Genomic DNA, 23,671 nt, shown 5'->3' with positions numbered 1-23,671 from the left:
AAAACGCGGGCGGCTCAGGCCGTGGGCAAGAGCTCGTCGCAAGCGCGCAGGGCGTGGCCCTCGCGCAAGCGCTGAACCAGATCCGGGTTATGCACGAAGGCGCGGCCAAACGCCACCGCGTCGCCCTGCCCCGCCGCCAAGGCCCGGTGCGCCAGGGTCGCGTCATAGCCTTCGTTGAGAATCAGCGCGCCGCTGAACGCCTGGCGCAGCACGGGCGTCAGGGCGTCGTCGCCAGGCCGTTCACGCACACAGATGAAGGCCAGCCGGCGCTTGTCGAGTTCGGCGGCGATATGGCCGTACAGCGCCGCCGGGTTCGTGTCCCGCATGTCGTGGCGATCGCCCCGGGGCGACAAGTGCACGCCGATGCGCCCGGCGCTCCAGACGCCGATGCAGGCGTCCAGGATTTCCATCAGGAACCGGCAGCGGTTCTTGATGGAGCCGCCGTAGCCGTCTTGCCGGCAATTGGAGCCATCGTGCAGAAATTGGTCGATCAGGTAGCCATCCCCGGCATGGACTTCCACCCCATCGAATTCCGCCATCCGGGCATAGCGCGCGGCCTGGTCGAAATCCGCCACGATGCGGCTGATTTCATCTGGATGCAGGCTGCGCGGCACGACGAAAGCAGCGGATTCGCCGCCCGCCGCGCATATCCCGGCCTGGCAGGCGATGGCGCTTGGGGCCACGGGGATTTCGCCGGACAGCAGTTCGGGGTCGGACACCCGCCCGGCATGCCAAAGCCGCAGGAAAATCCGCCCGCCGCGCTTGTGAACCGCCTGGGTCACGCGCAGCCAGCCCTGAACCTGGGCGCTGTTCCAGATGCCGGGCATGCCGGGGTAGCCCACCCCCAGGGGCGATACCGAAGCCGCCTCGGTGACGATCAGCCCCGCGGATGCGCGCCGCGCGTAATAATTGCGCAAGGCGTCGTCGGGCACACGTCCCTGGGCGGGGCGGTTTTCGGCGGTTGGGGCCATGACGATGCGATTTTGCAAAAGCACATCGCCCAACTGCAGCGGATCAAGCAAACTTGTCATATGATGCGACCAAGACAGGGAATGCCGGGGCTGCGGGGTAAATTGCTGCAACGCACAATCCAGACATCAAAATCCAATAAAAATCCATCAGGGTTTTTACCAGATTTTAAACAATCTGACCATCATTTGAAACAATTTCCAGGAAACCCATGGGACAATTCGCCGTCATCGGACTGGGCCGCTTTGGCGCCGCGACCTCGTTGGAACTCATGCGCCTGGGGCACTCCGTGCTGGGGCTGGACGGCGACAGCCGCGCCGTGGATCTGGTGGCCGAACAACTGACCCGCGCCGCCATCGCCGACGTCACGGACCGCAACGCCTTGGCCGAACTGGGCCTGGACGAATACGATGTGGTGCTGGTCGCCATCGGCGAAGAACTCCAGGCCAGCCTGGTCTGCACCGTGCACCTGAAATCGCTGGGGGTGAAAAACCTGTGGGTGAAGGCCTCGTCGCGCGCCCACCACCTGATCCTGAACAAGCTGGGGGTCAGCCGCATCATCCACCCCGAGGAAGAAATGGGCATCCGCATCGCCCAGGTGCTCAGTTATCCCATGGTCACCGACTACATCGCCCTGGGCAACGGCGACTTCGTGGTCGAGATCGAGGCCAGCGACCACCTGGCGGGCCATACCCTGGGAGATGCCCTGACCACCGACCCCCCGGGCCAGATCCAGGCCCTGCTGGTCAAGCGCCAGGGCAAGCACACGATCCACCCGCCGGAACAATTCGTGCTGCAGCCCAAGGACACCCTGATCCTGTTCGGCCCCCTGCAGCAGCTGAAAATGGCCGCGCCGAAACTGCGCTGACGACCGCCGCATGTCCAGGCTTTTCACCATCCATCCGCTGCAAGCCTACCGGCGCGTGCGCCGCACCGGGCAATTGCGCGCCAGCCCGCCCGTCGTGCTGGCGGGCAGCTTTCTGGCGCTGACTCTGCTGGGCACCCTGTTGCTGCTGCTGCCCGCCGCACAGGCCCAGCCCATCGGCGTGTTCCAGGCGCTGTTCACCGCCGCCTCCGCGGTGACCGTCACCGGCCTGATGGTCATCGACCCAGCGCAGGCGCTGACCCCATTCGGCAAAGCCGTGGTTCTGGGGCTCGTGCAGGTCGGCGGCATCGGCTTCGTCACCTTCGCCATCATCGCCTCGGTGACGCTGGGCAAGCGCGTCAGCCTCAAATACCAGGCCCTGGCCCTGGAAGCCTTCAACCAGACCAGCGTCGCCCGGATTCGCCAGACCGCGCTCACCGTCCTGAAGTTCTCCGTCATCATCGAAGGCGCGGCCGTCTTGATCCTGACCCTCTGGTGGTGGCGTCACAACAGCCTGCACGACGCCTTCTTCATGGCCGGCTTCCATGCGATCTCGGCGTTCAACAACGCGGGGATCGCCTTGTTCAAGGACAGCCTGGGCGGGTTCGTCGGCGACCCGGTGACCATCTTCGTGATGACCGGCTGCATCATCCTGGGCGGCCTGGGCTTCAGCGTCCTGGCCGACATCTACCACAAGCGCGCCTGGCAGACGCTGGCGTACTACACCCGGCTGATGCTCATCGGCACGCTGATCCTCAACCTCTGCGCCCTGCTGCTGTTCTGGCTCATCGAGTCCCAGAACCCCGCCACGCTGGCCGCCCTGCCCCTGCCCAGCCAGGGCCTGGCATCCTGGGCCCAGGTGATCAGCGCCCGCACCGCGGGGTTTTCCGCCATGGACGCCGACCAGATGCGCGACAGTTCGCGTTTCCTGCTGATCGCGCTGATGTTCATCGGCGGCGGGTCGCTGTCCACCGCCAGCGGGATCAAGCTCGGCACCTTCATCGTCCTGCTGGCCGTGATGCGCACGTACATCCTGCAGCGCAAAGAGGTCGTGCTGATGGGCCGCACCATCCCGCCCGAGGCGATCCACAAGGCCCTGGCCCTGATGATGATGTCCGGGCTGCTGGTGTGCGTCGGCATTTTCATCGTCAGCCTGCTGGAAAACCTGCCTTTCATCGCCGTGGTCACCGAGGTCATGTCGGCCTTCAGCACCACGGGACTCAGCCCGGATCTCACCCCGAAGCTCGGCTTGCCCAGCCAGATCGTGCTGATGCTGCTGATGTTCATCGGCCGCCTGGGCCCCCTGACCCTGGTGTACAACCTGGGCACGCGCGCCCACAGCCGCATCCGCTACCCGGACGCCCAGGTGCAGATTGGCTGAATGAGCGCTTCTTGTACTACTATTGGCATTTTCCAGTCCCCACCTCGAAAGGATATCCCCATGGTGACACGCATTGCACGAAAGGCGGCGCTTTGCGCCGCACTGGGCCTCGCCGGCCTGGCGACCGCCGCCTCGGCAGCCACCCTGAAAATCGGCACCGAGGGCGGCTACCCGCCTTGGAGCATGGTCGACGCGCAGGGCAAAGTCCAAGGGTTCGATGCGGACGTCGGCCAAGCCCTGTGCCAGAAACTCGACATGAAATGCCGGTTCGTGGTGCAGGCCTTCGACAGCCTGATCCCCGCCCTGGAAGCCGAGCGCTTCGACCTGGTGATTTCCGGCATGTCGGTCACGGCCGAGCGCGCCAAGGTCATTTCCTTCAGCATCCCCTACGCCACCGAGGACTCCTCGTTCGTCCTGCCCGAAGGCAGCGCCCTGCTCAAGGCGGATACGCAGGACGCCCTGTTCAAGGGCCTGGCCGGCAAGACCGTCGGGGTGCAAAGCGGCACGACACAAGGCGCGTTCCTGCAGAAATACGCCCCGGACATGACGCTGAAAACCTATGAAACCCAAGACCAGATGCAGATGGACTTGTCCGCCGGCCGTCTGGACGCCACTTTTTCCGAAGTCACCCCGCAAAGCGAGTTCCTGGACAACAGCGGCAAGGGCAAGTTCGCCATGGCCGATTACGTCGTCAAGAGCAGCGCCGATCCCGATATCCTGGGCCTGGGCATCGGCGCGGGCATCAACCAGAAAAACACCGACCTCAAGGCCAAGGTCGACAAAGCCCTGTGCGAACTGATCCAGGACGGCACCATCAAGGCGTCCAGCGTCAAGTGGTTTGGCGTCGATCTGTCCAACTACCAAGCCTGCAAATAAAGCCTTGTCCCCAGGACTCCCCGGGATCATGCCGGCACGCCCCACGCCGGGTTCCCCGGGGTTTTCGATGATATGACCGCAACCCTGCTCGACATCCTGAACGCCGGCTGGGGCACCATGCTGTTGCGTGGGGCCGGCATGACGATATTCATCAGCCTGTGCGGCATCGTGCTGGGTATGCTGATCGGCATCGGCGGCGCCGTGCTCAAGTCGGGCCGCAGCCGCCTGCTGCGCCTGGTCGTCAGCCTGTATACGCTGCTGGTGCGCAGCGTGCCCGAACTCCTGATCATCTACCTGCTGTTCTTCGGCACCGTCCAGACCGCGGCCGACCTGGCCGACTGGCTGGACTGGGACGACCTCATGAGCGGGGTGTTTCCCATGCTGGTCGGCATCCTGGCCATCGGCCTGATTTCGGGCTCCTACAGCGTCGAAGTCTTTCGCGGGGCCTTCAAGGCCATCGCCCCCGGCCAGCTGGAAGCGGCCCGGGCCATCGGCATGAGCCGCCGCCAATGCCTGATCCGCATCACCCTGCCCCAGCTGTTCTGGTATGCCTTGCCGGGCGCCAACAACGTCTGGCAAAACGCCCTGAAGGACACCGCGCTGATCTCCCTGGTGGGGCTGGTGGAGCTGATGCGCGCCGCCGTGCTGGGCGCCGCCGCCACCCGGGCGCCGCTCACGCTGTACCTGCTGGCCGGCATTCTGTATTTCCTGATCGGGGCCTGCAGCCAAGGCCTGTTCGTCTGGGCGGAACGCCACTTCGGCCGAGGCATGCGGGGGGCCGGCTCATGATGGAACTTTTCGCCAAGGCCCTGCCCGTCCTGATCGAGGGCTTCTGGGTGACGCTGCGCATCGGCCTGTTCTCGATCTTCTTCGCCTCTCTCGTGGGCCTGGCGGCGGCGCTGATGCGCACCTCGTCCAGCCGCCTGGTGTCGGGGGCCTCGTTTCTATACAGCACCACGTTTCGCGGCACGCCGCTGCTGATTCAGCTGTTCTTGCTGTACTACGGCATCGGCACGCTGGACGCCGTGCGCGAGCAGCCCGCGCTGTGGTGGTTGTTCAGCGACGGCGCGCGCTGCGCCATCCTGGCCATCACGCTGAACAGCGGGGCCTACATGAGCGAAGCCATCCGCGGCGGGCTGCAGTCCGTCCCCGCGGGCCAGATCGACGCCGCCCTGGCCTGCGGGATGAGCCGCGTCCAGGTGTTCCGCCGGATTCGCTTCCCGCTGGCCATCCGCCAGGCATTCCCGGCCTACAGCAACGAACTGGTGCTGGCCATCAAGGGCACCAGCCTGGCCTCGACCATCGCGGTGATGGATCTCACCGGCTTCGCCCGCCGCCTGATGAGCCAAAGCTATCTGATCATGGAAACCTTCATCATCGCGGGCCTGTTGTATCTGGCGATCAACATCACGCTGCTGGGGCTGGCCTGGCTGGTCGAACGCGCCCTGGGGTTGCGCGGCGCATGATCAGCGGCAACCGATTACCGCGCCCGCAGTAGGCATACCGCCGCCGCGAAGAAGATTTGCTGGCATGATCATGCCTAGTGTCCTGTTTGGCTAATTCAAATACTCATCTTCGGCGCCTGGGCTCGCCATACTGCGTTGCAAATCCTCGCAATAGCACTGGCTATCGCTGCGGTTTGCGCCTTGTCTGACAAGCCCAGGCATCCGAATCTGAATACACGAACTAACCAAACAGGACACTAGTTTCAAAATCCGGCGGCCCGGCAGGCGATGGCCCGCCCGGCGGCCCGGCCTTTTATCGAGGATTGAATGACAGGTTTTCCCATGAAAAAACGCGCCGGCGCCGGTATCGGCCTGGCGCTGGCGCTGCTGTGCGGCCCGGCCAACGGCGCCGGCATCTCGGACGACGTCATCCGCATCGGTTTCATCACCGATATGTCGGGGGTCTATGCCGACGGCGACGGACCGGGCGGGGCCGAGGCCATCCGCATGGCCATCGCCGATCTCGGCGGCAGCATCCAGGGCAAACCGATCGAACTGCTGGTGGCCGACAGCCGCAACAAAGCCGATGTCTCGTCCGCCCTGGCCCGCGACTGGTTCGACAACCAGCAGTTGGATCTGCTGATCGGCGGCACCAATTCCGCCGCCAGCCTGGCGATGTCGGCGGTGGCCGCCGAAAAGAAGAAACCCTTCATCACCTCGGGGGCCGGAGCGTCGGCCTTTACCAACGCCCAGTGCAACCCCTATACCATCCAGTACACCTATTCCACCAGCGGCCTGGCGCGCGGCACCGGGGCGGCCGTGGTCGGCCAAGGGGGAAAGTCCTGGTATTTCCTGACTACGGACTACACTTTCGGCCATGAACTGGAACGCGATACCGCCGCCGTGGTGACGCAATCCGGCGGCACCGTTCTGGGCGCCGTGCGCACCCCCTTGGGGGTGGCCGATTTTTCTTCGTTCATCCTGCAGGCCCAAAGCTCGGGGGCCGGCGTCCTGGCCCTGGCCAACGCGGGGGCCGATCTGGTCAATTCCCTGAAGACCGCGGTTGAATTCGGCCTGACCAAGACCATGACCCCGGTGGGCCTGACCGCCACGCTGCTGGACATCCACGCCCTGGGCCTGGAAGTCACCCAGGGCATGTACTTCACCGTGCCCTGGTTCTGGAACATCAACCCGGCGGCCGAAGCCTGGTCGCGGCGCTACCTGGAAAAAATCGGCCGCATGCCCACCTACGGCCAGGCGGGCGATTATTCCGCCGCCACCGCCTATCTGGGCGCCGTGCGCGATACCGGCACGGACGATGCGGACACCATCATGCAGTGGCTGAAATCCCATCCCGTCAATGACTTCTTCGTGCGCAACGGAGTGATTCGCGCCGATGGCCGCATGATGAACGACCTGACACTGCTGCAGGTCAAGACCCCGGCGGAAAGCACCGGCCCCTGGGATCTGCACAAAGTGGTGGCGACGATTCCCGCCGCCACCGCGTATGGGCCGCTCGATGCCTCGGCCTGCCCTTATGTGCGGGCGCGGCTGGCCGGCGCGCCCGGGCGCGGTTGAGCCCACGCCGGTTTCACGCCTCGGCGCGGCCGGTGCCGTCCGGGACGGCGTCCGTCGCCAGCCCGCTGTCCGGCGGCAGGGCCACCACCTGGTTGCGGCCCTGCCGCTTGGCCTGATACAGGGCGCGATCCGCCCTGGAAAACAGGGCATCGAAGCCCGCGTCGTCGGCCTGCCGGCTGACCACCCCAAAACTGGCGCCGACGGCCAGCCCGGGGTGATCCGGGCTGAACCGGCTGCCCGCAATCAGGCGGCGCAAGCGTTCGGCGATTTCCAGGGCGGTGCCCAGGCCGGTGGCGGGCAGCAGCACGGCGAATTCTTCCCCGCCGGTGCGGGCGAACAGATCGCCTTCCCGCACCGCCTCGGCGCACACCCGGGCCAGGCCCTGCAGCACGACATCGCCCACCAGATGGCCGTATTGATCGTTGATCTGCTTGAAGTGGTCGACGTCCAGCGCGATCAGGCTCAGGTCATGGCCCAAGCGGCAGCTGTAGGCGAAATCGCGCACGGCATGCTCGTAGAAACAGCGCCGGTTGGCCACCGCCGTCAGACTGTCGGTCGCCGCCTGCGCCAGCAGCTGTTCTTTGAGTTCGTGCAGTTCGGTGATGTCGGTGGTCAGGCCGATGACGGCTTGCTGCCCGTCGGGCAAGGTTCGGGGCACCTTGACCGTCCAGTAGTGACGCAGCTGGCCGTGGGCGTCGACCAGGGATTCCTCGCCCTCCAGGCGCTGGCCCGACTGAAACAGGCGCTGATCCATCCTGGAATGGCTGCGGGCGCGCTCGGGCGGCAGAAAATCCAGATCCCGCCGGCCGATGATGTCGCGCACCGGGCGCTGGAAGGACTCGGCCACCCGCTGATTGGCGTACAAGTAGCGGCCGTCCTGGTCTTTCATGTAGATGCAGGCGCCCAGGTTGTCGAGCACCACGTCCAACAGCGCCTTTTGCTGGCCGGCCTGGGATTCGGCCTGTTTTTGCCGGGTGATGTCGAAAGACACGCCGCTGACCCCGACCAGCCGGTGACGGGCGTCATGCAAAGGGCTCTTGACCGATTTGAACCAGCGCAGCGTGCCGGTGACGGGGTCGGGCATGGATTCCTCGATCATCAGCCGCCGCCCGGATTGCATGACCCGCAGGTCGTTGTCGCGGAAAGTCCGGGCGGTTCGGGCATCCATGTAGGCGTCATCCTGCTTGCCCAGGATATCGGACAAGGCGCAGCCAAAATTTTGCAGCAGCAGGTCGTTGGCATACATTAGGCGGCCTTCGGTGTCCTTGATGTAGATGATGGCCCCCAAGCCATCCAAGACCTGCCGCAACATGGCATCATCTGGCAAGGGCGCAAATTGTACCGGCTTCATGTGTCGTGATATCCCGAGAAAGCGATGGGTAGGCGCATGCCGCCTCCAATCATAGGACTTATTATTACATTTGTGATAATAAAAAGATACAAATCACAAAAAGTGGTAAGCGGCCCTCGATAAACCAACGATCACGTCAGCGATCAAGCCAGCGGTCAAGTCAGTGGGTCGACCGGACGCCGGCCATCACGGTTTCCTGATAACCATCATCCAGGAAGAAAAATATAGCTCGGGCCTTCGCCATGCAAGAATGCATAAAAAGGCGGGCGGCCTGGGGCAGCCCAGGTCTTCGCCCGCCCTGCACGATCGGCACATCAAGCCGGCGACCCGGCAGCCCGCTGCCCTCGGAGACAACATGAAAAGCTTCTTACCCGGATGCTCGCTGCGCACGCGGCTGGGTCTCATCATCGCGCCCCTACTGGCCTGGACGTTCGCCGCCCTGGCCTGTGCCCTCTGGCTGCCGCCCGCCTCGGAAACCCGCTGGCTGGACATCGCAGCGGCCGGGTCGCCGATCCGCCTGTCGATACTGGGCGCGATTCTGCTGGCCGCCCTGCTTAACGCCTGGCTGACCTACCGCTGGCTGCGCAGCATGATCGTGCGCCCGCTGCAGGATTCCGGCGGCCTGCTGAACCGCATCGCGGCGGGCGATCTGACCACCCCCATCGAAGTCTGGACTCATGACGAGATCGGCACGCTGTTCCAAGGGATCAAGGACATGCAAAACGGCTTGAAGACCATGATTGTCTCGACGCTGGGCAATACCCGCCAAATGCAGATGGCCGCCCAGGACATCGCCGATGGCAACCAGGCGCTCACGCACCATACCGAGCAATCCTCCACGGCGCTGCGGCAGACCGCCGGCGGGATCGAACAGTTGCTGGGCTCCATCCGCCGCAATGCGGATCACGCCCGGCAGGCCAATCATCTGGCCCAGCAAGCCACCCGCGTCGCCGATCAGGGAGGACGCACCGCCCTCGAAACGACGCAAACCATGGAAGCCATCACGGACAGCGCGGAAAAAATGACCGACATCATCGGGATCATCGACAGCATCGCCTTCCAGACCAATATCCTGGCCCTGAATGCGTCCGTCGAAGCGGCCCGCGCCGGCGAACAGGGGCGCGGCTTTGCGGTGGTCGCCGCCGAAGTCCAGGGACTGGCCCAGCGCAGCGCGACGGCGGCCGGGGAAATCCGCGAACTGATCTCCGCGTCCGCCACGCGCGTCGACACCGGCCTGCACCAGGCCCGCAAAGCGGGCGACACCATGCGGGACATCGTCCAGGCCGTCACCCAGGTGTCCGTTCTGATGGAGGAAATCACGACGGCAACGGAAGAACAGGCCACCGAAATCGGCCAGATCAACCAGGCCATGACCGAGCTTGAAACCATTACCCAGCACAATGCCCGGCTGGCGCAGGCGGCCACCCACAGCGCCCACACCCAGCAGCAGCTGGCGGGCGACGTCAACCGTTCGCTGTCCATTTTCCGCCTGCCCGAAACGGCGCCGGCGCTGCCCACCTGAAGCGCTTTCCCACCTGAAGCGCTTTCCCCACCTGAAGCGCTTTCCCCACCTGAAGCGCTTTCCCCACCTGAAGCGCTTTCCCCACCTGAAACGCTTTCTCTCCTGGCGGCATCCAATGCCGTGAGAGGCCGCTTGCCGCGCCTCGTTCGACCTTTACCAGGAGATACACCATGATTCGTTCGATTCTGACCGCCACCGCCGCTGCCGCCGCCATGACCTTGTCCATGGGCGCCGCGCCCGCCCTGGCGGCCGATGCCGCCGTGCTGACCGCCCCGCCCGCCGCCCCCTACAAAGCCGTCAGCTCGCTGGTCAAGCTGCCCGACTTCATCCCCGGCCTGGGCCAGCTGTTCGTCGATCCCGCCACCCTGCCCGCCGGCCCCTTCCTGGGCTACGACCATGACGGAAAGCTGGTCAGCACCACCTACATGATCCCGCTGTCCATGATGAAATCCGACATGGATCTATCGGATCTGAAAGCGCCCGCCGGCACGGTGGATCACGTGGACATGATGTACAACGCCGGCCATCCGGGCGTGGCCGAGCCGCACGTCCATATCGTGCTGTGGAATGTCCCCGCCGACCAAGAAAGCCGCGTTGCCAAATAATGACCAAAGTCTTTGACCCCCGCCGACGCACCTTGCTGTCGGCCGGGGGCGGCCTCTTGTTGGCGACCGCGCTGTGGCACCCAGCGCACGCCGGCGACGAGGTCGAGATCGCCATGGCCGGAACGGCCAATGGGTCGCATGTGTGGTTTCGCCCGCGCGGGCTGCTGATCCAGCCCGGGCAGACGGTGCGCTGGGTCAACCGGGACACCGGCAATGTCCACACCACGACTTCCTATGATCCGGGCAACAAGAAGCCCCGGCGCATCCCCGCCGGTGCCCAGGGCTGGCATTCGGACTACCTCATGCCGGGCGAGTCTTTTGCCGTGACCTTCACCGTGCCCGGGGTATACGATTATTTTTGCCTGCCGCACGAACATGCGGGCATGGTGGGCCGCATCATCGTGGGCGCGGCCGAGGCCACGCCGCCGCCGTATGCGGATACCGATGCGCAGTTGCCGCCAGCCGCGCTGCAGGGCCTGCCCGGCGTGGCGGACATCCTGAAATCCAAGGCCATGGATTAGCACGCAGCGCGCCCGCGCCGCCGGCACAGGCTCAGGCTCAGTAGGGGGTCATTTGGCCCTGTTCCAGGCCCAGGCGCACCACGGCGGCCGGCAACTGCCGGCGCAGGTGCGCCAAACCGCTGGCGGCGGCGGGAAAATCCGCATAGCGCACCACCGTGATCCCCGTGGCAGCGAAATGCTGCACGGACGCGGGCGGCGGGCCCTGTTGCGCGCCAAGCTGAACCGCGTTCTCGGAGGCGCCGGTGATCAGGATTTCGTTGTGGCTGCTGAACACCGCCCCCTGGGCATTGACCAGCAGGCTGGCGCCATCGCTGGTTTTTTGGGGCAGCAGACGATACTGCCGCTGATCCACGGCATAAACGGGCAAATTGCCCAAGGCGGACATCTGGCGGGCATTCAGCTGCTGGCCCGACTGGTATCGGGAATCGGCGGCCTGCGCCGGCAAAGCCAGCGCGGCGGCGACCAGGCCGCACAATAACAGGGGGATGGGTCTCATGGGGATTCCTTATGCGGCAAACGCCTTACTGCGCCACGATGCGCGCCTGTACCTGGAAATGATAGTCCGTCTTGGAAGGGTGCTCCAGGCAAGGCTTCGAGTATCTCGTCACCTCTTGACCGTCCTCATCCTCTTCGACGACGCTGATATCAAAGGGAATATCCGGGTTGGCCGCCAGCAGGTAGACCTGCCAGTCGCCCTGGGCCGGTTCGCCATAAAAAGACACGCTGCTCAAACCGTAGTGGGAAAAATGACTCCAACCGTCGAAACGCAGCGAATCGTTGGGCAGTTTCAGCAAAGACACGGTGCCCGAGGGCGATTTCACAGCCAAACCCAGAGACCCCAGGCAGACATTCTCGCCCGCCAGGCGCAGCTGCACGGTATCGACCTGCTGGTCGCCCGCAACCCAGGTGCCCAGCACACTGACCTGACGGTAGGGGAAAGGCATTTCGATCGGGGTCACCCCCAGGGACTCGGCGTCCGGGCCGACGGCAGCGCCCTGGTGCCAGGCCGCGATATTTTGAAAAGCGGGAATCTTGACGTCTTCCTGGCGGCTCAGTTGCGGGTTGCGCCGATAATCCTGCGCCAGCGCCACGGCCCGGGCGGCATCGGGCACTCCGAACCCATACCAGTTGGAGTGTTCGTTGCCCGCCCCGTTGATTTGCCAGCCCAGGTCGATGGGCACGGCGGTCGAACCCGGATGAATATCGGATTTGGTTCCTGCTTCGGGCAGTAATTGATTGGTTTCCAGACTCATCAATGCCCCATAAGGAATCAAGCCGGCCGGATCGGGCGACGCCTGGAGATAGCCGGGATCCACCTTGCGCGCCGATAGCCGCAGAATGTCGCGCACATCGCGCCAGCTTAAATCCGGGTTGGCGCTCAACACCAGGGCAGCCACCCCCGCCAGCGTCGGTGTGGCGGCGGATGTGCCATTCATGTAGGAATAATCGCAATCGGGGTTGTCGGGCACCCCGTTGCGCCGGGATTGTCCGGCCAGAAAAGGGGTGCGCGCGCCAACCCGGCTGTAGCCCGCCGAACAACCCCGCAAATCGGTGCTGAAAATGGTGGGGCCGCTGTAGGGCCTGTTGGCGATTTCGCCATAAGTGCCGCCCGAGCCGTATTCTCCCCCCATGCCGCTGGCCCACATCACCGAGCCCGCGCTGCTGTAGCTGCTGGCCTGGCCGAACGCATTCAGGGCGGCCGCCGTGATGACATTGGGTTCCCGGGAACCGCTGGCGTCATTGGACGGATTGCTGCAGTCGTAATAGGCATACGCCAGGCCGCAGCGTCCGTGGTCAAAGTCGTTGCTGGCCGCCTTCAGGAAAACGGCGCCCTTGCCGCCGCGCAGGTTTTTTAAAGCCCGCAGAATCGGGGTGATGTAATCCGAGTCGGATTCATACATGCTGGGGAACAAGGTCTGGCCATAGGACGCATTGAAAACATCCGTGCGGCTGGACCAGTCCGCCCCGCCCAGCGCCGCCGCCATGGCGGCGGGGCCTTGGCTTTCAAGAAAATTGACACCGCCCAGCGTGGCCAGCGGCGCAATGCCCATCACCCCCTGGCCATTTTGGGCGGCGGCAATCATGCCGGCTACGTTGGTACCGTGGGCGCTGCCTTTTTGCGGATAGGGATCGCTGGTCTCGGTGACGAGGTTGTGGGACATCCCGAAATCGGCATTGGGGGCCAAGTCGGGATGATGCAGATCCACCCCCGAATCCACCACCATCACCCGCACCCCCTGGCCCTTGATGCCTTGGCGATGCACGGGCTCGACGTTGAGATCCAGCCCGCCGCCAAAGACGTCCGGGTAGTCTTTGAAATAGCTGTCGGCGTAATTCAAGGCCCATTGAAACGTGTACAAGGGCTCGGTCGCACCGGTCTTGCAGGCGTATTCGCCGATTTCCAGGCACAACACCACGGGCGTATCGCGCGTGTCATCACTGGAACCGTCGCACCCGGCCAGGAAAAAAAACATCGGCGCCAGGCATAGGATTGATTTTTTATTCATGGGAAACCAAATCATGAAAACGGCCGACAACCCGATCCGACAAGCGGGCGCAAAAGCGGGCTGCTGAACTACTGAACCGGTGAATTAATGAACAAATGAAGCACTGAACAGCTGAACAGATGAACAGATGAACTGTTGAAGCATTGAACCGCCGCCATGCCTGAGCATTCAGAGCCCGGGCATGGGGCATGGCGCGGCCGTCAATTCAGGATTTGGCTCAGGAACAGCTTGGTGCGTTCGTTTTGCGGGTGATCGAAGAAATCGTCGGGGTTGTTTTCTTCGATGATTTCGCCGTGATCCATGAAGATCACGCGATCCGCGACCTTGCGGGCGAAGCCCATTTCGTGGGTCACGCACAGCATGGTCATGCCGGTTTCCTGGGCCAGTTCCACCATCACGTCCAGCACTTCCTTGACCATTTCCGGGTCCAGCGCCGAGGTGGGTTCGTCGAACAGCATGATTTTCGGGTTCATGCACAGGGATCGGGCAATCGCCACGCGCTGCTGCTGGCCGCCCGAGAGCTGGCCGGGGTATTTATTGGCCTGGTCGGGGATCTGAACCCTTTCGAGGTACTTCATGGCGGTGGCCTCGGCCTCGGCCTTGGGACGCTTCAGCACCCAGACCGGCCCCAGCGTGAGGTTTTCCAGCACGGTCATGTGCGGGAACAGGTTGAAATGCTGGAACACCATCCCGACGTCGCGGCGGATGGTCTCGATCTGCTTCAGATCGTTGGTCAGCTCGGTGCCATCCACGATGATCTGGCCCTCCTGGTGTTCTTCCAGGCGGTTGATGCAGCGGATCATGGTGGATTTTCCCGACCCGGACGGCCCGCAGATGACGATGCGCTCGCTGGGGGAGACTTCGAGGTTGAGGTCTTTCAGGACATGGAACTGCCCGTACCATTTGTTGACGTTTTTCAGGCTGATGATAGCTTCCGACATGGATTGCGGCTCCTGAGCCCGTCGGGCGGCGCGGCCCGGCGGGGATGCAGATGAAATCAAAAATTCCGGCTTCCGGCCCTAGCGCTGATTGGCTTGATCCAGCTGGCGCTCAAGCGACAGGCTGTAGCGCGAGATCGAAAAGCAGAACACAAAGTAAATGACGGCGATGAACAGATAGGCTTCGGTGCTGAACCCGCGCCAAAGCGCATCGGAGACAGCGACCTTGGCCGCCTGGGTCAGGTCGAACAGGCCGATGATGACCACCAGCGAGGTGTCCTTAAAGAGCGAGATGAAAATCCCCACCAGCGGCGGAATCACGATCTTCAGGGCCTGCGGCAGGATGATCTTGCGCATCTTCTGCCAATAGCTGAGTCCCAGGGATTCGGCGCCTTCGTATTGCCCCTTGGGCATGGCCTGCAGCCCGCCCCGCACGGTTTCAGCAATGTAGGCCGCCGCGAACAGGATGATGGCGATCTGCGCCCGCAGGAGCTTGTCGATGGAGAAGCCCTCGGGCAGGAACAGCGGCAGCATGACCGACGACATGAACAGCAGGCTGATCAGCGGCACGCCGCGGATAAGCTCGATGTAGACGATGCACACGGCCTTGACCCCGGGCATGTCCGAGCGCCGTCCCAGGGCCAGCAGCAGCCCGAAGGGAAAGGCAAAGGCGATCCCGAAGGTGGACAAAATAAGCGTGACCGGCAGGCCGCCCCACTTGGCGTTTTCGACGTAGCTCAGGCCGAACACCCCGCCCCACATCAGCACGCCCACGGCCACCAGGGCCGCCAGCCAGAGCACCCCCAGAAAGGGCTTCCAGAACCAGCGGATGCAGCTGCACACGATGGCCGCCACCAGGATGACCGAGGCCAGCAAGGGCCGCCATTGCTCATCGTAGGGATAGATGCCGAACAGGATCAGGCGGTGTTTTTCACGCACGAAGGCCCAGCAGTAACCCCCCGTCGCCTGGCATTGCTGCGGCGTGGTGGCGGAAAAATCGGGCCGGATAAAGAGATACTCGATCAGGGCGGGAATCGCCAGCGCCAACAGCCAGAGCGTCAGCAGGGTCAGCACGGTACTGAGCGGCGAATAAAAAAGCCGCGCGTGCACCCAGCCGATCAGGCCCTGGTGTTTCTGGGGCGGCAAGCGACCCGCGGTCGCGGTATGGGTATGGGCCATTTAGCGCTCCACCAGCGCGATGCGCTTGTTGTACCAGTTCATGAAGACGGAAATGGACAGGCTGACCACCAGATACGCCGCCATGATGATCATGATGCCTTCGATGGCCTGGCCGGTCTGGTTGAGGATGGTGTTGGTCACGGCCACGATGTCGGGATAGCCGATGGCCACCGCCAGCGAACTGTTTTTCGTCAGATTCAGGTACTGGCTGGTCATGGGCGGGATGATGACGCGCATGGCCTGGGGCAGGATCACCAGGCGCAGGGTGCGCGCCCGCGACAGGCCGATGGACGAGGCGGCCTCCCATTGGCCCTGGCTGACCGCCTGGATGCCCGAACGCACGACTTCACCCACGAAGGCCGAGGTGTAGATCACCAGCCCCAGCAGCAAAGCGGTGAATTCCGGGGACATGTTCAGCCCGCCCTGGAAATTGAAGCCTTTCAGCTCGGGACGGTCGAGTTCGAGCGTCCCCCCGCTGACCAGCCAGCCCAGAACGGGCATGACGATGAGCAGGCCCAGCGCGGCGCGCCCCAGCGGGAAAATCCGCCCGGTGGCGTCCTGGCGGCGGCGCGCCCAATGGGCCAACAGCACCGTCAGGATGATGGCCAGCGCCAGCCCGCCGAAAATCCAGTCCATGGCGTCGCCCGCCAGCCAGGGCAGCTTCAGCCCGCGATTGGAAATGAAGACGTTGGGCAGCGGGGTGAGCGCCTGGCGCGGCCCCGGCATCAGTTCGGTGATCAGGGCATACCAGAAAAACAGCTGCAACAGCAAAGGAATATTGCGCATGACCTCGATGTAGAGGCCCGCGAGGCGGGAAATCAGCCAGTTCTTGGACAGCCGCCCGATCCCCAGCAGCGTGCCGAACAGGGTGGCCGCGATGACCCCGATGACGGAGACCTTGAGGGTATTGAGCAGGCCGACGACCACCGCCCGGCCGTAGGTGTCGGCGGGGGAATAGGCGATGACGGATTCGCCGATGGCAAAACCGGCTTCTTCGTGAAGAAAGCCAAAGCCGGTGGAAATATTGCGCACGGAGAGATTATGCAGCGTATTGGAGACCAGGAACCACACCCCCAGGGCCACCAGGCCCAGGATGACGATCTGATAGATCAGGGCCCGGGTGGCGGGGTCGTTCCAGGACCACCGACGCGATGGCGCTTTCGGCGCGCGAGTAGACGTATGAGTCATAGGCGGATAGGGACAGACAAACGGTATTGCAAAAGAGACTCAGGCCACCGAAACCCCCAGTGGCCTGAGCAGCAACCCTGCGGATTAGCGGATTGGCCAGCCGTACATGATGCCGCCCTTGTTCCATTGGGCGTTCAGGCCACGGTCGAGCTTGAGGGGGGAACCCTGGCCGACGTTGCGTTCGAAGGATTCGCCGTAGTTGCCGACCTGTTTGGCGATGTTGTAGGCCCAGCGCTTATCCAGCCCGAGACCCTTGCCCATGTCGCCCGACACCCCCAGGATGCGCTGGATGTTGGGATTGTCGCTCTTGAGCATTTCGTCGGCATTTTGCGAGGTGATGCCGTATTCTTCGAGTTCGAGCAAGGCATTGAGCGCCCAGCGCACCACCATGAACCACTCGTCGTCGCCCTGGCGCACCATGGGGCCCAGGGGTTCTTTGGAGAAGTTTTCCGGCAGGATCACGTAGTCGTCCGGGGTGGCCGACGAAGCGCGCAGACTGGCCAGCTGGGATTTATCGCTGGTGACGGCGTCGCAGCGGCCCGACTCGAAGGTGCGGAAGCCTTCTTCGGAGGTATTGATGACGACGGTCTTGAATTCCAGGTTGTTCGCCCGGAACCAGTCGGCCAGGTTGAGTTCGGTGGTGGTGCCCGCCAGCACGCACACCGCCGCGCCGCCCAGTTCGGTGGCGCTTTTCACGCCCAGATCCTTGCGCACCAGAATGCCCTGGCCGTCGTAGAAGTTGATGCCGGTGCTCATCAGGCCCAGGGTGGTGTCGCGGGTGATGGTCGCGGTCGAGTTGCGCGTGAGGACGTCGATTTCGCCGGACTGCAGGGCGGTAAAGCGCTGCTGCGTGGTCAGCGGCACATATTTGGTCTTGTTGGCATCGCCAAACACCATGGCCGCCACGGCGCGGCACATGTCGATATCCAGGCCTTTCCAGACGCCCTTGCTATCAGCCAGCGCGAAGCCAGGCAAGCCCGCGTTGACACCACACTGCACATAGCCGTGCTGCTTGACCGTGTTGTAGGTGTCGCCCGCCTGGGCGCCCGTGCTGGCCAGCATCAAGGCAGCACTGACTGCGGCTAGTTTCATGAATTTCATAGTGATCCCTTCCAGTAAGCAGGTGATTATCAGAAAGACACGGATGGCAATCTTGTGGAATTGATCCGTCTGGCCTGACATCGTACTGTGTTAAGACAGAGAACAAACATGCGGGATATCCCTGCAAACCGGGCGTCAGCCGGCGTTTTCAGGTGATAACCCTACGCTGAACAAGGCATTCAGGGGGCCGGCCCGGCGAATCGCGTCCATCTGCGCCGGATCGCGCACGTAGATGGTTCCCCCGAACGACAGGGCATTCAGGGATATCCCCAGGAAGTGCTCTTGGCTGCGAGGCACCATCAGCATCCAGCCGTCGCCGGCCAGCAGGTTGAAGGGCGGCAGCAGGCCTTGGGCGTCCGGGCGCAGGCCCAGGTCGGCACAGCCTTGCCCGAAAGCCGTCAGCAGGGATGCCGCGCTGTCTTCCGGGTGGGCGCCCGGCCCGGCATCCACCCGGATCAGACAATGCGCCAGCGAGGCCAGCAGCGGATGGCGCAAAATGGCCCCTTGCCCGGAAACCGCGGGCAGGCCGCGCGTCAGGGCCTGCAGCGAGGCATTTTCCGGCGCGGCCGGAATCCACTGAACGTGCTTGTGGCGCTGGCTGGCGCCGGCCGCCGCCCCGCCGTTGTAGAAGCCCAGGCCGCCCTGCCCGGACAGCAGCAGGGCCAGGGCGTGAAAATCGGTCAGCTCCAGCGGCGACAATTGTTCGGCGAAATGGCGGCGCGCCAGCACCAGGTGATGCAGGCAGACCGGGAATTTGTTCAGGATCGCCACGTGGTCGGCACCGACCGGCCCGACCGTCAAGGCCGGATCGGGGTGCAAAAAAGGGTTGAAGTCCGGGTCTCGCGGCCCCCCGGGCAGCACGGTCGCCGCCGGGCCGGGCGCGTCCGGCGATTGTTGCGCGGATGGCTGCGCCGCATCCTTGGCCGCCAGCGCGGCCACCCAACGCACCACAAAGGGCAGATCCCGGTCGTGCAAGATCGTCTGTTCGGCCACAATGGGCTGCAGGTCGCCCGAGGCGATGGCCTGATCGCTGCGGGCGCGTACCGTGTCCATGAAGTTGGCAAACATGCTGTCTCCGTTCAAAGTCGTACAATTTGGCTCAAGGGTGATCATATACGGGAGCAGCAATGGATACGATGGCGCAAACCGCGCTGGACGACGATCTGGCCCTGTGCCGGCAAGCGGCCACCGGGGACATCGACGCGTTCGACCGCTTGATGCGTCGCTATAATCAGCGTCTGTACCGCACGGCGCGAGGCATCTTGCGCAACGACAGGGATGCCGAGGAGGCCGTGCAAGACGCCTGGTGGAAAGCATTCCAGCACCTCAAGGATTTCCGGGCCGACTCCCGGCCGGTCACCTGGCTGACGCGGATCGTGGCCAACGAAGCCCTGATGCGCCTTCGGCGAAACAAAACCCGCGACGCCGTCATCCAATTAGCGGACGACCTGTCCGACACGCCCGATCATCCCATGTCCAACCCAGACCCCGTCACGCCCCTGCCCGACAGCCAGCAGCCAGACCAGCAGGCCTGGCGCGCAGAGGTTCGGCAGTTGATTGAAGCGCGCATCAATGCCCTGCCCGACCTTTATCGGGCGGTGTTCATGCTGCGCGGGGTGGAAGGCCTGTCGTCGGCCGAGGTCGCCGGGATCCTGGCCATCCCCGAGGCCACCGTGCGCGTGCGCTACATGCGGGCCCGGCGGCTGCTGCAAGACAGCCTGAAAGACCAGCTGGATCTCCACGCGCGCGAAGCGTTTTCCTTCGCCGGCGAACGCTGCGACCGCATCGTCGCCGGGGTTCATGCCCGGATGCGGGCCGCCGGGCTGCCGGTGCCCTGACCGCCGGATCACTCAACTCATTTCCCGACGTCCATGCCAAAGAAACTGCTCCTGCCCCTGCTCCTGACCGCTGTCCTGGCGGGCTGCGCCAGCCCGGCCACCCCGCCCGCCGCCGCGGACGCCCAGCACAATGCCCGCCTGTCCCTGGATTGGGCGGGCACCTACCGCGGCCTGCTGCCCTGCGCCGATTGCGCCGGCCTGGAAACCACCGTGGTGCTGAGGCAGGATCAAACCTATCATCTGCAGACCCGCTATATCGGCAAGGGCGGCCAGGTGGACAACCAGGCCGGCGTCTTCGACTGGGGCCCGGAAGGCCGCACCGTCACCCTGCCGGGGCCGGCGCCCGAGCACTACTTTGTCGGTGAAGGCTGGCTTTTGCGCCTGGCCTCGGACGGCAGCCGGATCAGCGGGCCACTGGCGGATCATTACCGCCTGAACAAGCTGGATTGAACCCGGCCAAGCCGGGGCTTCAGGCATCCGCCTTGTCTTTGTGCTGATTCCGCATGCGATCCAGCAAGTCGATATAGTGCTGAATGGCGGCGCATTGCTGGGCCGTGTTCTCGATGAACTTGCCAGCCGCGGTCAGCAGAACGGATGGCGGCGCGTCCAGCGACTCGCTGACACGCAGAATCCGCAGCATGACCTCGACCGAACCGCCATTCGGAAAATCCAACCGGCCCTGAAACACGGCATCGGCATGCGGATCGAGCCGGCCTTCCGCATCCACCAGGCGGCATCCGCCAACGCTGATATCGGCCAGCGGAAACACCGCATTGGACAAGTCCGTATCCGCATCCTGCACGACAAACGTCGCCGGGTTCACCAGGGGCGTGCGTATCCGAAAGTGCTCTCTGCGCGGCGGCGGCTGGCCGGTATCGGTATCGGTATCGACATCGGCGCTTTTGCTGTGCAAGAGGCGCTTGCGATCCACGCGCTGGATGCCGCGCCATGCAATGCCACCGGCCAAAGCCAGCGCCAGCAGGCTGTTGGCAATCAATCCATAGAGGCTGATCCGCCGAGCGGCCATCGCCCGGGCGTCCAGTAAATCCGCCTGCTGCTGGTACTGCCGGCCCGGCCGCCCGGGGCTGGCCCTATCGTTTTTGCGCACGGGCTTGACGTCTTCACCCAGCATCAGGCGCCACGCCACAGGTGTGCCGCTAGTGTCCCTGGCGACCAAAGAAGCCAATTGACCGTATTGCCGGGCGCGTGCTTCGAGCACATTGCCTTCGACCATTTTCCAGAGGCTGAAGGCCGTCAATGTCACGATGAGCAGCAACAAGCCGATGCTTGGCGCGAGAAGTCTGACAGGGCTGGATTTCCGCATGGCTCACCGGCCGCCACGGTTGATGAACGACAAAGCCGCGCCATATTGCGGCAAGCGGTTCGGGACGACGCAAGGTTCGTGGAAGTTCCACTCGGGCCGGCCTTCGGGCCGGCCCACGAAATGCCCCTGGGCGGCCTGGGCGCCGGCATTGCGCACCAAGATCAGATCGTCGGAATTTTCCGCGCCTTCGATGACGACGCAGGGGCTGCTGCGGGCGCAGGCCCGCGTGAACCATGCCAGAATTTCCCGCCCGGCAGGGCTTTGCCGCGCCTGGCGCAGCAAGGACTGGTCGATTTTCACGGCATCGTAATCGGTGTCGTAGAGGGCCGCCAGGTCGGCGTGGCCGCTGCCCATATCGTCGAGCACGATGCGCACGCCCAGGGATTGCAATTCGCGCGTCAACTCCAGGGCCAGCGCCCGGTGAACGAAGGGGCTGGTCTCGGTGATTTCGATGAACAGACGCGAGGCCACGGCGCACCGCCCCTGCAGATAGCGGATAAATTCACGCCACCAGGCATTGGGCCGCAGGGTCTGGGCCGACACATTGCAGGCCAGCACGCAGCCGGGCCGGGTTTCCAGCAGGCTGACGACGGCCCATAAATTGCTCCAGTCGAGCCGTCCGATCAGGCCCTGCCGCTCCAGCGCCCGAATGGCGGCGGCGGGCGATTCAGTCAGCGCCGACGTCCGGCGCACCAGGGCTTCATGGTACAGGCAGCGGCCGCCATCCAGCTGGTCGAGGCGGTATACCGGCTGAAACGCCAGCTGCAATTGTCCAGCACGCAAATCATTCAGCCAAAGCGTGCACAGCGCGACGTCTTCGTCCAGGACAGACGCCGCCCAGCCGGATTCCGCCGCAGAGGCGGGCGCGCTCAGGTCGATGCTGTCCAGCGCACATTCGTGCGGGCCGAAACCCGTCAGGGCGATCCGCAAATCAGGGTAGAAACGGTGGCGACCGCAGAGGATGGGCGCATCGCCCAGGCCGGCGCACAGCGAACGCCAGAACTGATCGACCAAGGCCGCTGAATACACGCTGAACGGCCAGCAACCATCCAGATCGACCGCCAGGGCATCGTGCATCAGTTGGACAGCCTTGCGCGGCACATCCGCCGCGAACAGGCGGTCGCGCAGCTGCCGCATCACCCGCACAGACAGATCAGCGTCATCCGCGCAAACCGGCAATGGCAGGTTGCCGACACGAATCCGCGCCTGCGTGCCCGCCATGCCTGCGGGTTCCGCCTGCAGGCGGCTTGTCCCGCATGTCTCGGCGAATTCAAAAGGGTTCCCTTTTGCGGGGCCTATAAAATGTGTTTACAATCACCTCTGCACACATGATTGACAACTGCAAACAATAAATCAAAAAAACAAAAGTCAGATTTTAATCAAAGAATTAGGTATATATTTTTGAGACAATAAGAAAAAGCATGGCATAAACAAAGCAACCCATAGGGGAATCATGTGAAAGGGAACCTTTTTGATTGATGTTAGATAATGTAAATGTTTCCTATATGCAACATTTCTTCCATATGCGGTCTGTTTTGATGTAATTAATTCAATGAATTTGTGAAAATAAATTTCCATTGAATCCCGTCACACTTGGGCGCCACACGGCTTTGTTCTCTTGAGCATCGTCCAAAGACATACGGCAGCACAGCGCCCGGCTGTCACCGCCCCGCCCCGGATTTCCGCGGGCTGCGCGAAACAATTCATCATCATCTTCCCCCGCCCGCTTGCGCCAATCACCTTATAGTTCAATGCCCTATTCACGGGGAGCAGACGAATAAAGGGAACAAGCGATGGCAATCGAAGCAGCGCACGATGCCGGCACGGCCGCGCGGATTTTTGGCTATGCCCGGGTCTCGACGGATGAACAGCATCTGGACTTGCAAATGCGGGCGCTGAAGCGGGCAGACTGTGACCCTGTTTTCGTGGATCAGGGTGTCTCGGGGGCAACCATGCGCCGCGATGGGCTGGATCAGACCTTGCGCCTGCTGCGCCCGGGAGACCAACTGGTGGTCTGGCGCCTCGACCGCCTGGGACGATCACTGTCGGGCTTGATTCAATTGCTCGACAGCCTGGGAGAGCGGCAAGTGGGTTTCCGTTCGCTGTGCGAACACATCGACATCGGCACGCCCAGCGGCAAGCTGGTGTTTCACCTGATGGCGGCCCTGGCCGAATTCGAACGCGCCTTGATCAGCGAACGCACCCGGGCGGGCATGGCGGCGGCACGGGTGCGCGGCCAGCACCTGGGGCGCCCGCCCGCCCTGACGCCCGCACAGCGCAGCGCGGCGTGCACGTTGCTGAACCAGGGCCAGCGCCTGGCGCAGGTGGCTGATCAGTTCGGGGTGTCGGTGTCCACGCTGCGGCGCTTTCAGCGTGACAGCGCATGGCCATTGCGCCAAACGACACAAGCCGCCACACCCGAGCGATGACGCGCCGGACACGCAAGCGGCCCCGGCTTGGCGCCAAGGCTTGCCGCCGGACGC

Annotated in this window: 23 protein-coding genes and 1 pseudogene; 13 read left to right on the top strand and 11 right to left on the bottom strand. The window is 63.8% G+C overall.

Translation table 11 applies throughout. The features are described from left to right. Nucleotides 1–14 precede the first annotated feature (14 nt). Nucleotides 15–1,031, bottom strand: a complete 1,017-nt coding sequence (locus ACMHYJ_RS02690) for an alkene reductase (protein WP_414244650.1) — start codon at nucleotides 1,029–1,031, stop codon at nucleotides 15–17. 149 nt (nucleotides 1,032–1,180) lie between these two features. On the opposite strand from ACMHYJ_RS02690, the gene ACMHYJ_RS02685 reads away from it, so the two are divergent. From ACMHYJ_RS02685 to ACMHYJ_RS02660, 6 genes are all read left to right on the top strand, one after another. Beyond that, nucleotides 1,181–1,837 (top strand): potassium channel family protein, encoded by a 657-nt coding sequence (locus tag ACMHYJ_RS02685; RefSeq protein ID WP_414244649.1) that lies wholly within the window; start codon nucleotides 1,181–1,183, stop codon nucleotides 1,835–1,837. Nucleotides 1,838–1,847: 10 nt separating this feature from the next. After that, a complete protein-coding gene (locus tag ACMHYJ_RS02680; RefSeq protein WP_414244648.1) occupies nucleotides 1,848–3,215 on the top strand; it encodes a TrkH family potassium uptake protein in 1,368 nt (455 codons plus the stop codon). 60 nt (nucleotides 3,216–3,275) lie between these two features. Further along, nucleotides 3,276–4,091, top strand: coding sequence for a transporter substrate-binding domain-containing protein (locus ACMHYJ_RS02675; protein ID WP_414244647.1), 816 nt, complete (start codon nucleotides 3,276–3,278; stop codon nucleotides 4,089–4,091). A gap of 72 nt (nucleotides 4,092–4,163) precedes the next feature. Further along, nucleotides 4,164–4,880 carry an ABC transporter permease gene (locus ACMHYJ_RS02670; protein WP_414244646.1) on the top strand — a complete coding sequence of 239 codons (717 nt, stop codon included), beginning with the start codon at nucleotides 4,164–4,166 and terminating at the stop codon, nucleotides 4,878–4,880. Continuing rightward, entirely contained in the window at nucleotides 4,877–5,557 is a 681-nt protein-coding gene (locus tag ACMHYJ_RS02665; protein ID WP_414244645.1) for an ABC transporter permease, read from the top strand. The genes ACMHYJ_RS02670 and ACMHYJ_RS02665 overlap by 4 nt, the downstream gene beginning before the upstream one ends. 321 nt (nucleotides 5,558–5,878) lie before the next feature. Further along, nucleotides 5,879–7,114: an ABC transporter substrate-binding protein gene (locus ACMHYJ_RS02660; RefSeq protein WP_414244644.1), complete on the top strand. Its 1,236-nt coding sequence runs from the start codon at nucleotides 5,879–5,881 to the stop codon at nucleotides 7,112–7,114. A gap of 13 nt (nucleotides 7,115–7,127) precedes the next feature. Here ACMHYJ_RS02660 and ACMHYJ_RS02655 read toward each other — a convergent pair whose 3' ends face one another. Continuing rightward, nucleotides 7,128–8,465 (bottom strand): diguanylate cyclase, encoded by a 1,338-nt coding sequence (locus ACMHYJ_RS02655; protein ID WP_414244643.1) that lies wholly within the window; start codon nucleotides 8,463–8,465, stop codon nucleotides 7,128–7,130. Between the two features lie 250 nt (nucleotides 8,466–8,715). On the opposite strand from ACMHYJ_RS02655, the pseudogene ACMHYJ_RS02650 reads away from it, so the two are divergent. The 4 genes and pseudogenes from ACMHYJ_RS02650 to ACMHYJ_RS02635 all read left to right on the top strand — a co-directional run. Beyond that, a pseudogene (locus ACMHYJ_RS02650) lies at nucleotides 8,716–9,186 on the top strand (HAMP domain-containing protein); the annotation flags it as partial. Next, entirely contained in the window at nucleotides 9,181–9,987 is an 807-nt protein-coding gene (locus tag ACMHYJ_RS02645; RefSeq protein WP_414244837.1) for a methyl-accepting chemotaxis protein, read from the top strand. The pseudogene ACMHYJ_RS02650 and the gene ACMHYJ_RS02645, both read left to right, overlap by 6 nt. A 170-nt stretch (nucleotides 9,988–10,157) precedes the next feature. Then, the gene (locus ACMHYJ_RS02640; RefSeq protein WP_414244642.1) at nucleotides 10,158–10,592 is read left to right on the top strand and encodes a DUF5602 domain-containing protein; all 435 of its coding nucleotides are present in this window, start codon (nucleotides 10,158–10,160) and stop codon (nucleotides 10,590–10,592) included. After that, nucleotides 10,592–11,113 (top strand): plastocyanin/azurin family copper-binding protein, encoded by a 522-nt coding sequence (locus tag ACMHYJ_RS02635; protein WP_414244641.1) that lies wholly within the window; start codon nucleotides 10,592–10,594, stop codon nucleotides 11,111–11,113. Before ACMHYJ_RS02640 ends, ACMHYJ_RS02635 begins: the two co-directional genes overlap by 1 nt. A gap of 37 nt (nucleotides 11,114–11,150) precedes the next feature. Here ACMHYJ_RS02635 and ACMHYJ_RS02630 read toward each other — a convergent pair whose 3' ends face one another. From ACMHYJ_RS02630 to ACMHYJ_RS02600, 7 genes are all read right to left on the bottom strand, one after another. Further along, nucleotides 11,151–11,609, bottom strand: a complete 459-nt coding sequence (locus ACMHYJ_RS02630) for a hypothetical protein (protein ID WP_414244640.1) — start codon at nucleotides 11,607–11,609, stop codon at nucleotides 11,151–11,153. A gap of 25 nt (nucleotides 11,610–11,634) precedes the next feature. Beyond that, the gene (locus ACMHYJ_RS02625; protein ID WP_414244639.1) at nucleotides 11,635–13,620 is read right to left on the bottom strand and encodes a S8 family serine peptidase; all 1,986 of its coding nucleotides are present in this window, start codon (nucleotides 13,618–13,620) and stop codon (nucleotides 11,635–11,637) included. 200 nt (nucleotides 13,621–13,820) lie between these two features. Continuing rightward, nucleotides 13,821–14,561, bottom strand: coding sequence for an amino acid ABC transporter ATP-binding protein (locus ACMHYJ_RS02620; protein WP_414244638.1), 741 nt, complete (start codon nucleotides 14,559–14,561; stop codon nucleotides 13,821–13,823). Between the two features lie 78 nt (nucleotides 14,562–14,639). Beyond that, nucleotides 14,640–15,737, bottom strand: coding sequence for an amino acid ABC transporter permease (locus tag ACMHYJ_RS02615; RefSeq protein WP_414244637.1), 1,098 nt, complete (start codon nucleotides 15,735–15,737; stop codon nucleotides 14,640–14,642). Further along, nucleotides 15,738–16,925, bottom strand: a complete 1,188-nt coding sequence (locus ACMHYJ_RS02610; RefSeq protein WP_414244636.1) for an amino acid ABC transporter permease — start codon at nucleotides 16,923–16,925, stop codon at nucleotides 15,738–15,740. A gap of 84 nt (nucleotides 16,926–17,009) precedes the next feature. Continuing rightward, complete coding sequence (locus tag ACMHYJ_RS02605) at nucleotides 17,010–18,026, bottom strand: amino acid ABC transporter substrate-binding protein (protein ID WP_414244635.1); 1,017 nt, start codon at nucleotides 18,024–18,026, stop codon at nucleotides 17,010–17,012. A 135-nt stretch (nucleotides 18,027–18,161) separates the two neighbouring features. Next, nucleotides 18,162–19,094, bottom strand: coding sequence for a phosphorylase (locus ACMHYJ_RS02600; RefSeq protein ID WP_414244634.1), 933 nt, complete (start codon nucleotides 19,092–19,094; stop codon nucleotides 18,162–18,164). 59 nt (nucleotides 19,095–19,153) lie between these two features. Between ACMHYJ_RS02600 and ACMHYJ_RS02595 the strand changes: the two genes are divergently transcribed. Next, nucleotides 19,154–19,864 (top strand): RNA polymerase sigma factor, encoded by a 711-nt coding sequence (locus tag ACMHYJ_RS02595; protein WP_414244633.1) that lies wholly within the window; start codon nucleotides 19,154–19,156, stop codon nucleotides 19,862–19,864. Nucleotides 19,865–19,897: 33 nt separating this feature from the next. After that, nucleotides 19,898–20,314 carry a copper resistance protein NlpE gene (locus tag ACMHYJ_RS02590; RefSeq protein WP_414244632.1) on the top strand — a complete coding sequence of 139 codons (417 nt, stop codon included), beginning with the start codon at nucleotides 19,898–19,900 and terminating at the stop codon, nucleotides 20,312–20,314. A gap of 19 nt (nucleotides 20,315–20,333) precedes the next feature. Here the strand turns inward: ACMHYJ_RS02590 and ACMHYJ_RS02585 are convergent, their stop codons facing one another. Continuing rightward, entirely contained in the window at nucleotides 20,334–21,143 is an 810-nt protein-coding gene (locus ACMHYJ_RS02585) for a PilZ domain-containing protein (protein WP_414244631.1), read from the bottom strand. A gap of 48 nt (nucleotides 21,144–21,191) precedes the next feature. After that, a complete protein-coding gene (locus ACMHYJ_RS02580; RefSeq protein ID WP_414244630.1) occupies nucleotides 21,192–22,409 on the bottom strand; it encodes an EAL domain-containing protein in 1,218 nt (405 codons plus the stop codon). Nucleotides 22,410–22,981: 572 nt separating this feature from the next. On the opposite strand from ACMHYJ_RS02580, the gene ACMHYJ_RS02575 reads away from it, so the two are divergent. Next, nucleotides 22,982–23,617, top strand: coding sequence for a recombinase family protein (locus ACMHYJ_RS02575; protein ID WP_414244629.1), 636 nt, complete (start codon nucleotides 22,982–22,984; stop codon nucleotides 23,615–23,617). The last annotated feature ends 54 nt before the right edge of the window (nucleotides 23,618–23,671 follow it).

Origin of the sequence: Castellaniella hirudinis, from assembly GCF_047468865.1 — a bacterium.
GTDB lineage: Bacteria > Pseudomonadota > Gammaproteobacteria > Burkholderiales > Burkholderiaceae_B > Castellaniella > Castellaniella hirudinis_A.
This window is presented reverse-complemented; position numbering and strand designations above follow the sequence as displayed.

What these genes read in the sequence shown, in the direction of transcription:
- ACMHYJ_RS02690 (WP_414244650.1), bottom strand. Translation starts at nt 1,031, where the DNA reads ATGACAAGTTTGCTTGATCCGCTGCAGTTGGGCGATGTGCTTTTGCAA.
- ACMHYJ_RS02685 (WP_414244649.1), top strand. Translation starts at nt 1,181, where the DNA reads ATGGGACAATTCGCCGTCATCGGACTGGGCCGCTTTGGCGCCGCGACC.
- ACMHYJ_RS02680 (WP_414244648.1), top strand. Translation starts at nt 1,848, where the DNA reads ATGTCCAGGCTTTTCACCATCCATCCGCTGCAAGCCTACCGGCGCGTG.
- ACMHYJ_RS02675 (WP_414244647.1), top strand. Translation starts at nt 3,276, where the DNA reads ATGGTGACACGCATTGCACGAAAGGCGGCGCTTTGCGCCGCACTGGGC.
- ACMHYJ_RS02670 (WP_414244646.1), top strand. Translation starts at nt 4,164, where the DNA reads ATGACCGCAACCCTGCTCGACATCCTGAACGCCGGCTGGGGCACCATG.
- ACMHYJ_RS02665 (WP_414244645.1), top strand. Translation starts at nt 4,877, where the DNA reads ATGATGGAACTTTTCGCCAAGGCCCTGCCCGTCCTGATCGAGGGCTTC.
- ACMHYJ_RS02660 (WP_414244644.1), top strand. Translation starts at nt 5,879, where the DNA reads ATGAAAAAACGCGCCGGCGCCGGTATCGGCCTGGCGCTGGCGCTGCTG.
- ACMHYJ_RS02655 (WP_414244643.1), bottom strand. Translation starts at nt 8,465, where the DNA reads ATGAAGCCGGTACAATTTGCGCCCTTGCCAGATGATGCCATGTTGCGG.
- ACMHYJ_RS02645 (WP_414244837.1), top strand. Translation starts at nt 9,181, where the DNA reads ATGCAAAACGGCTTGAAGACCATGATTGTCTCGACGCTGGGCAATACC.
- ACMHYJ_RS02640 (WP_414244642.1), top strand. Translation starts at nt 10,158, where the DNA reads ATGATTCGTTCGATTCTGACCGCCACCGCCGCTGCCGCCGCCATGACC.
- ACMHYJ_RS02635 (WP_414244641.1), top strand. Translation starts at nt 10,592, where the DNA reads ATGACCAAAGTCTTTGACCCCCGCCGACGCACCTTGCTGTCGGCCGGG.
- ACMHYJ_RS02630 (WP_414244640.1), bottom strand. Translation starts at nt 11,609, where the DNA reads ATGAGACCCATCCCCCTGTTATTGTGCGGCCTGGTCGCCGCCGCGCTG.
- ACMHYJ_RS02625 (WP_414244639.1), bottom strand. Translation starts at nt 13,620, where the DNA reads ATGAATAAAAAATCAATCCTATGCCTGGCGCCGATGTTTTTTTTCCTG.
- ACMHYJ_RS02620 (WP_414244638.1), bottom strand. Translation starts at nt 14,561, where the DNA reads ATGTCGGAAGCTATCATCAGCCTGAAAAACGTCAACAAATGGTACGGG.
- ACMHYJ_RS02615 (WP_414244637.1), bottom strand. Translation starts at nt 15,737, where the DNA reads ATGGCCCATACCCATACCGCGACCGCGGGTCGCTTGCCGCCCCAGAAA.
- ACMHYJ_RS02610 (WP_414244636.1), bottom strand. Translation starts at nt 16,925, where the DNA reads ATGACTCATACGTCTACTCGCGCGCCGAAAGCGCCATCGCGTCGGTGG.
- ACMHYJ_RS02605 (WP_414244635.1), bottom strand. Translation starts at nt 18,026, where the DNA reads ATGAAATTCATGAAACTAGCCGCAGTCAGTGCTGCCTTGATGCTGGCC.
- ACMHYJ_RS02600 (WP_414244634.1), bottom strand. Translation starts at nt 19,094, where the DNA reads ATGTTTGCCAACTTCATGGACACGGTACGCGCCCGCAGCGATCAGGCC.
- ACMHYJ_RS02595 (WP_414244633.1), top strand. Translation starts at nt 19,154, where the DNA reads ATGGATACGATGGCGCAAACCGCGCTGGACGACGATCTGGCCCTGTGC.
- ACMHYJ_RS02590 (WP_414244632.1), top strand. Translation starts at nt 19,898, where the DNA reads ATGCCAAAGAAACTGCTCCTGCCCCTGCTCCTGACCGCTGTCCTGGCG.
- ACMHYJ_RS02580 (WP_414244630.1), bottom strand. Translation starts at nt 22,409, where the DNA reads ATGGCGGGCACGCAGGCGCGGATTCGTGTCGGCAACCTGCCATTGCCG.
- ACMHYJ_RS02575 (WP_414244629.1), top strand. Translation starts at nt 22,982, where the DNA reads ATGGCAATCGAAGCAGCGCACGATGCCGGCACGGCCGCGCGGATTTTT.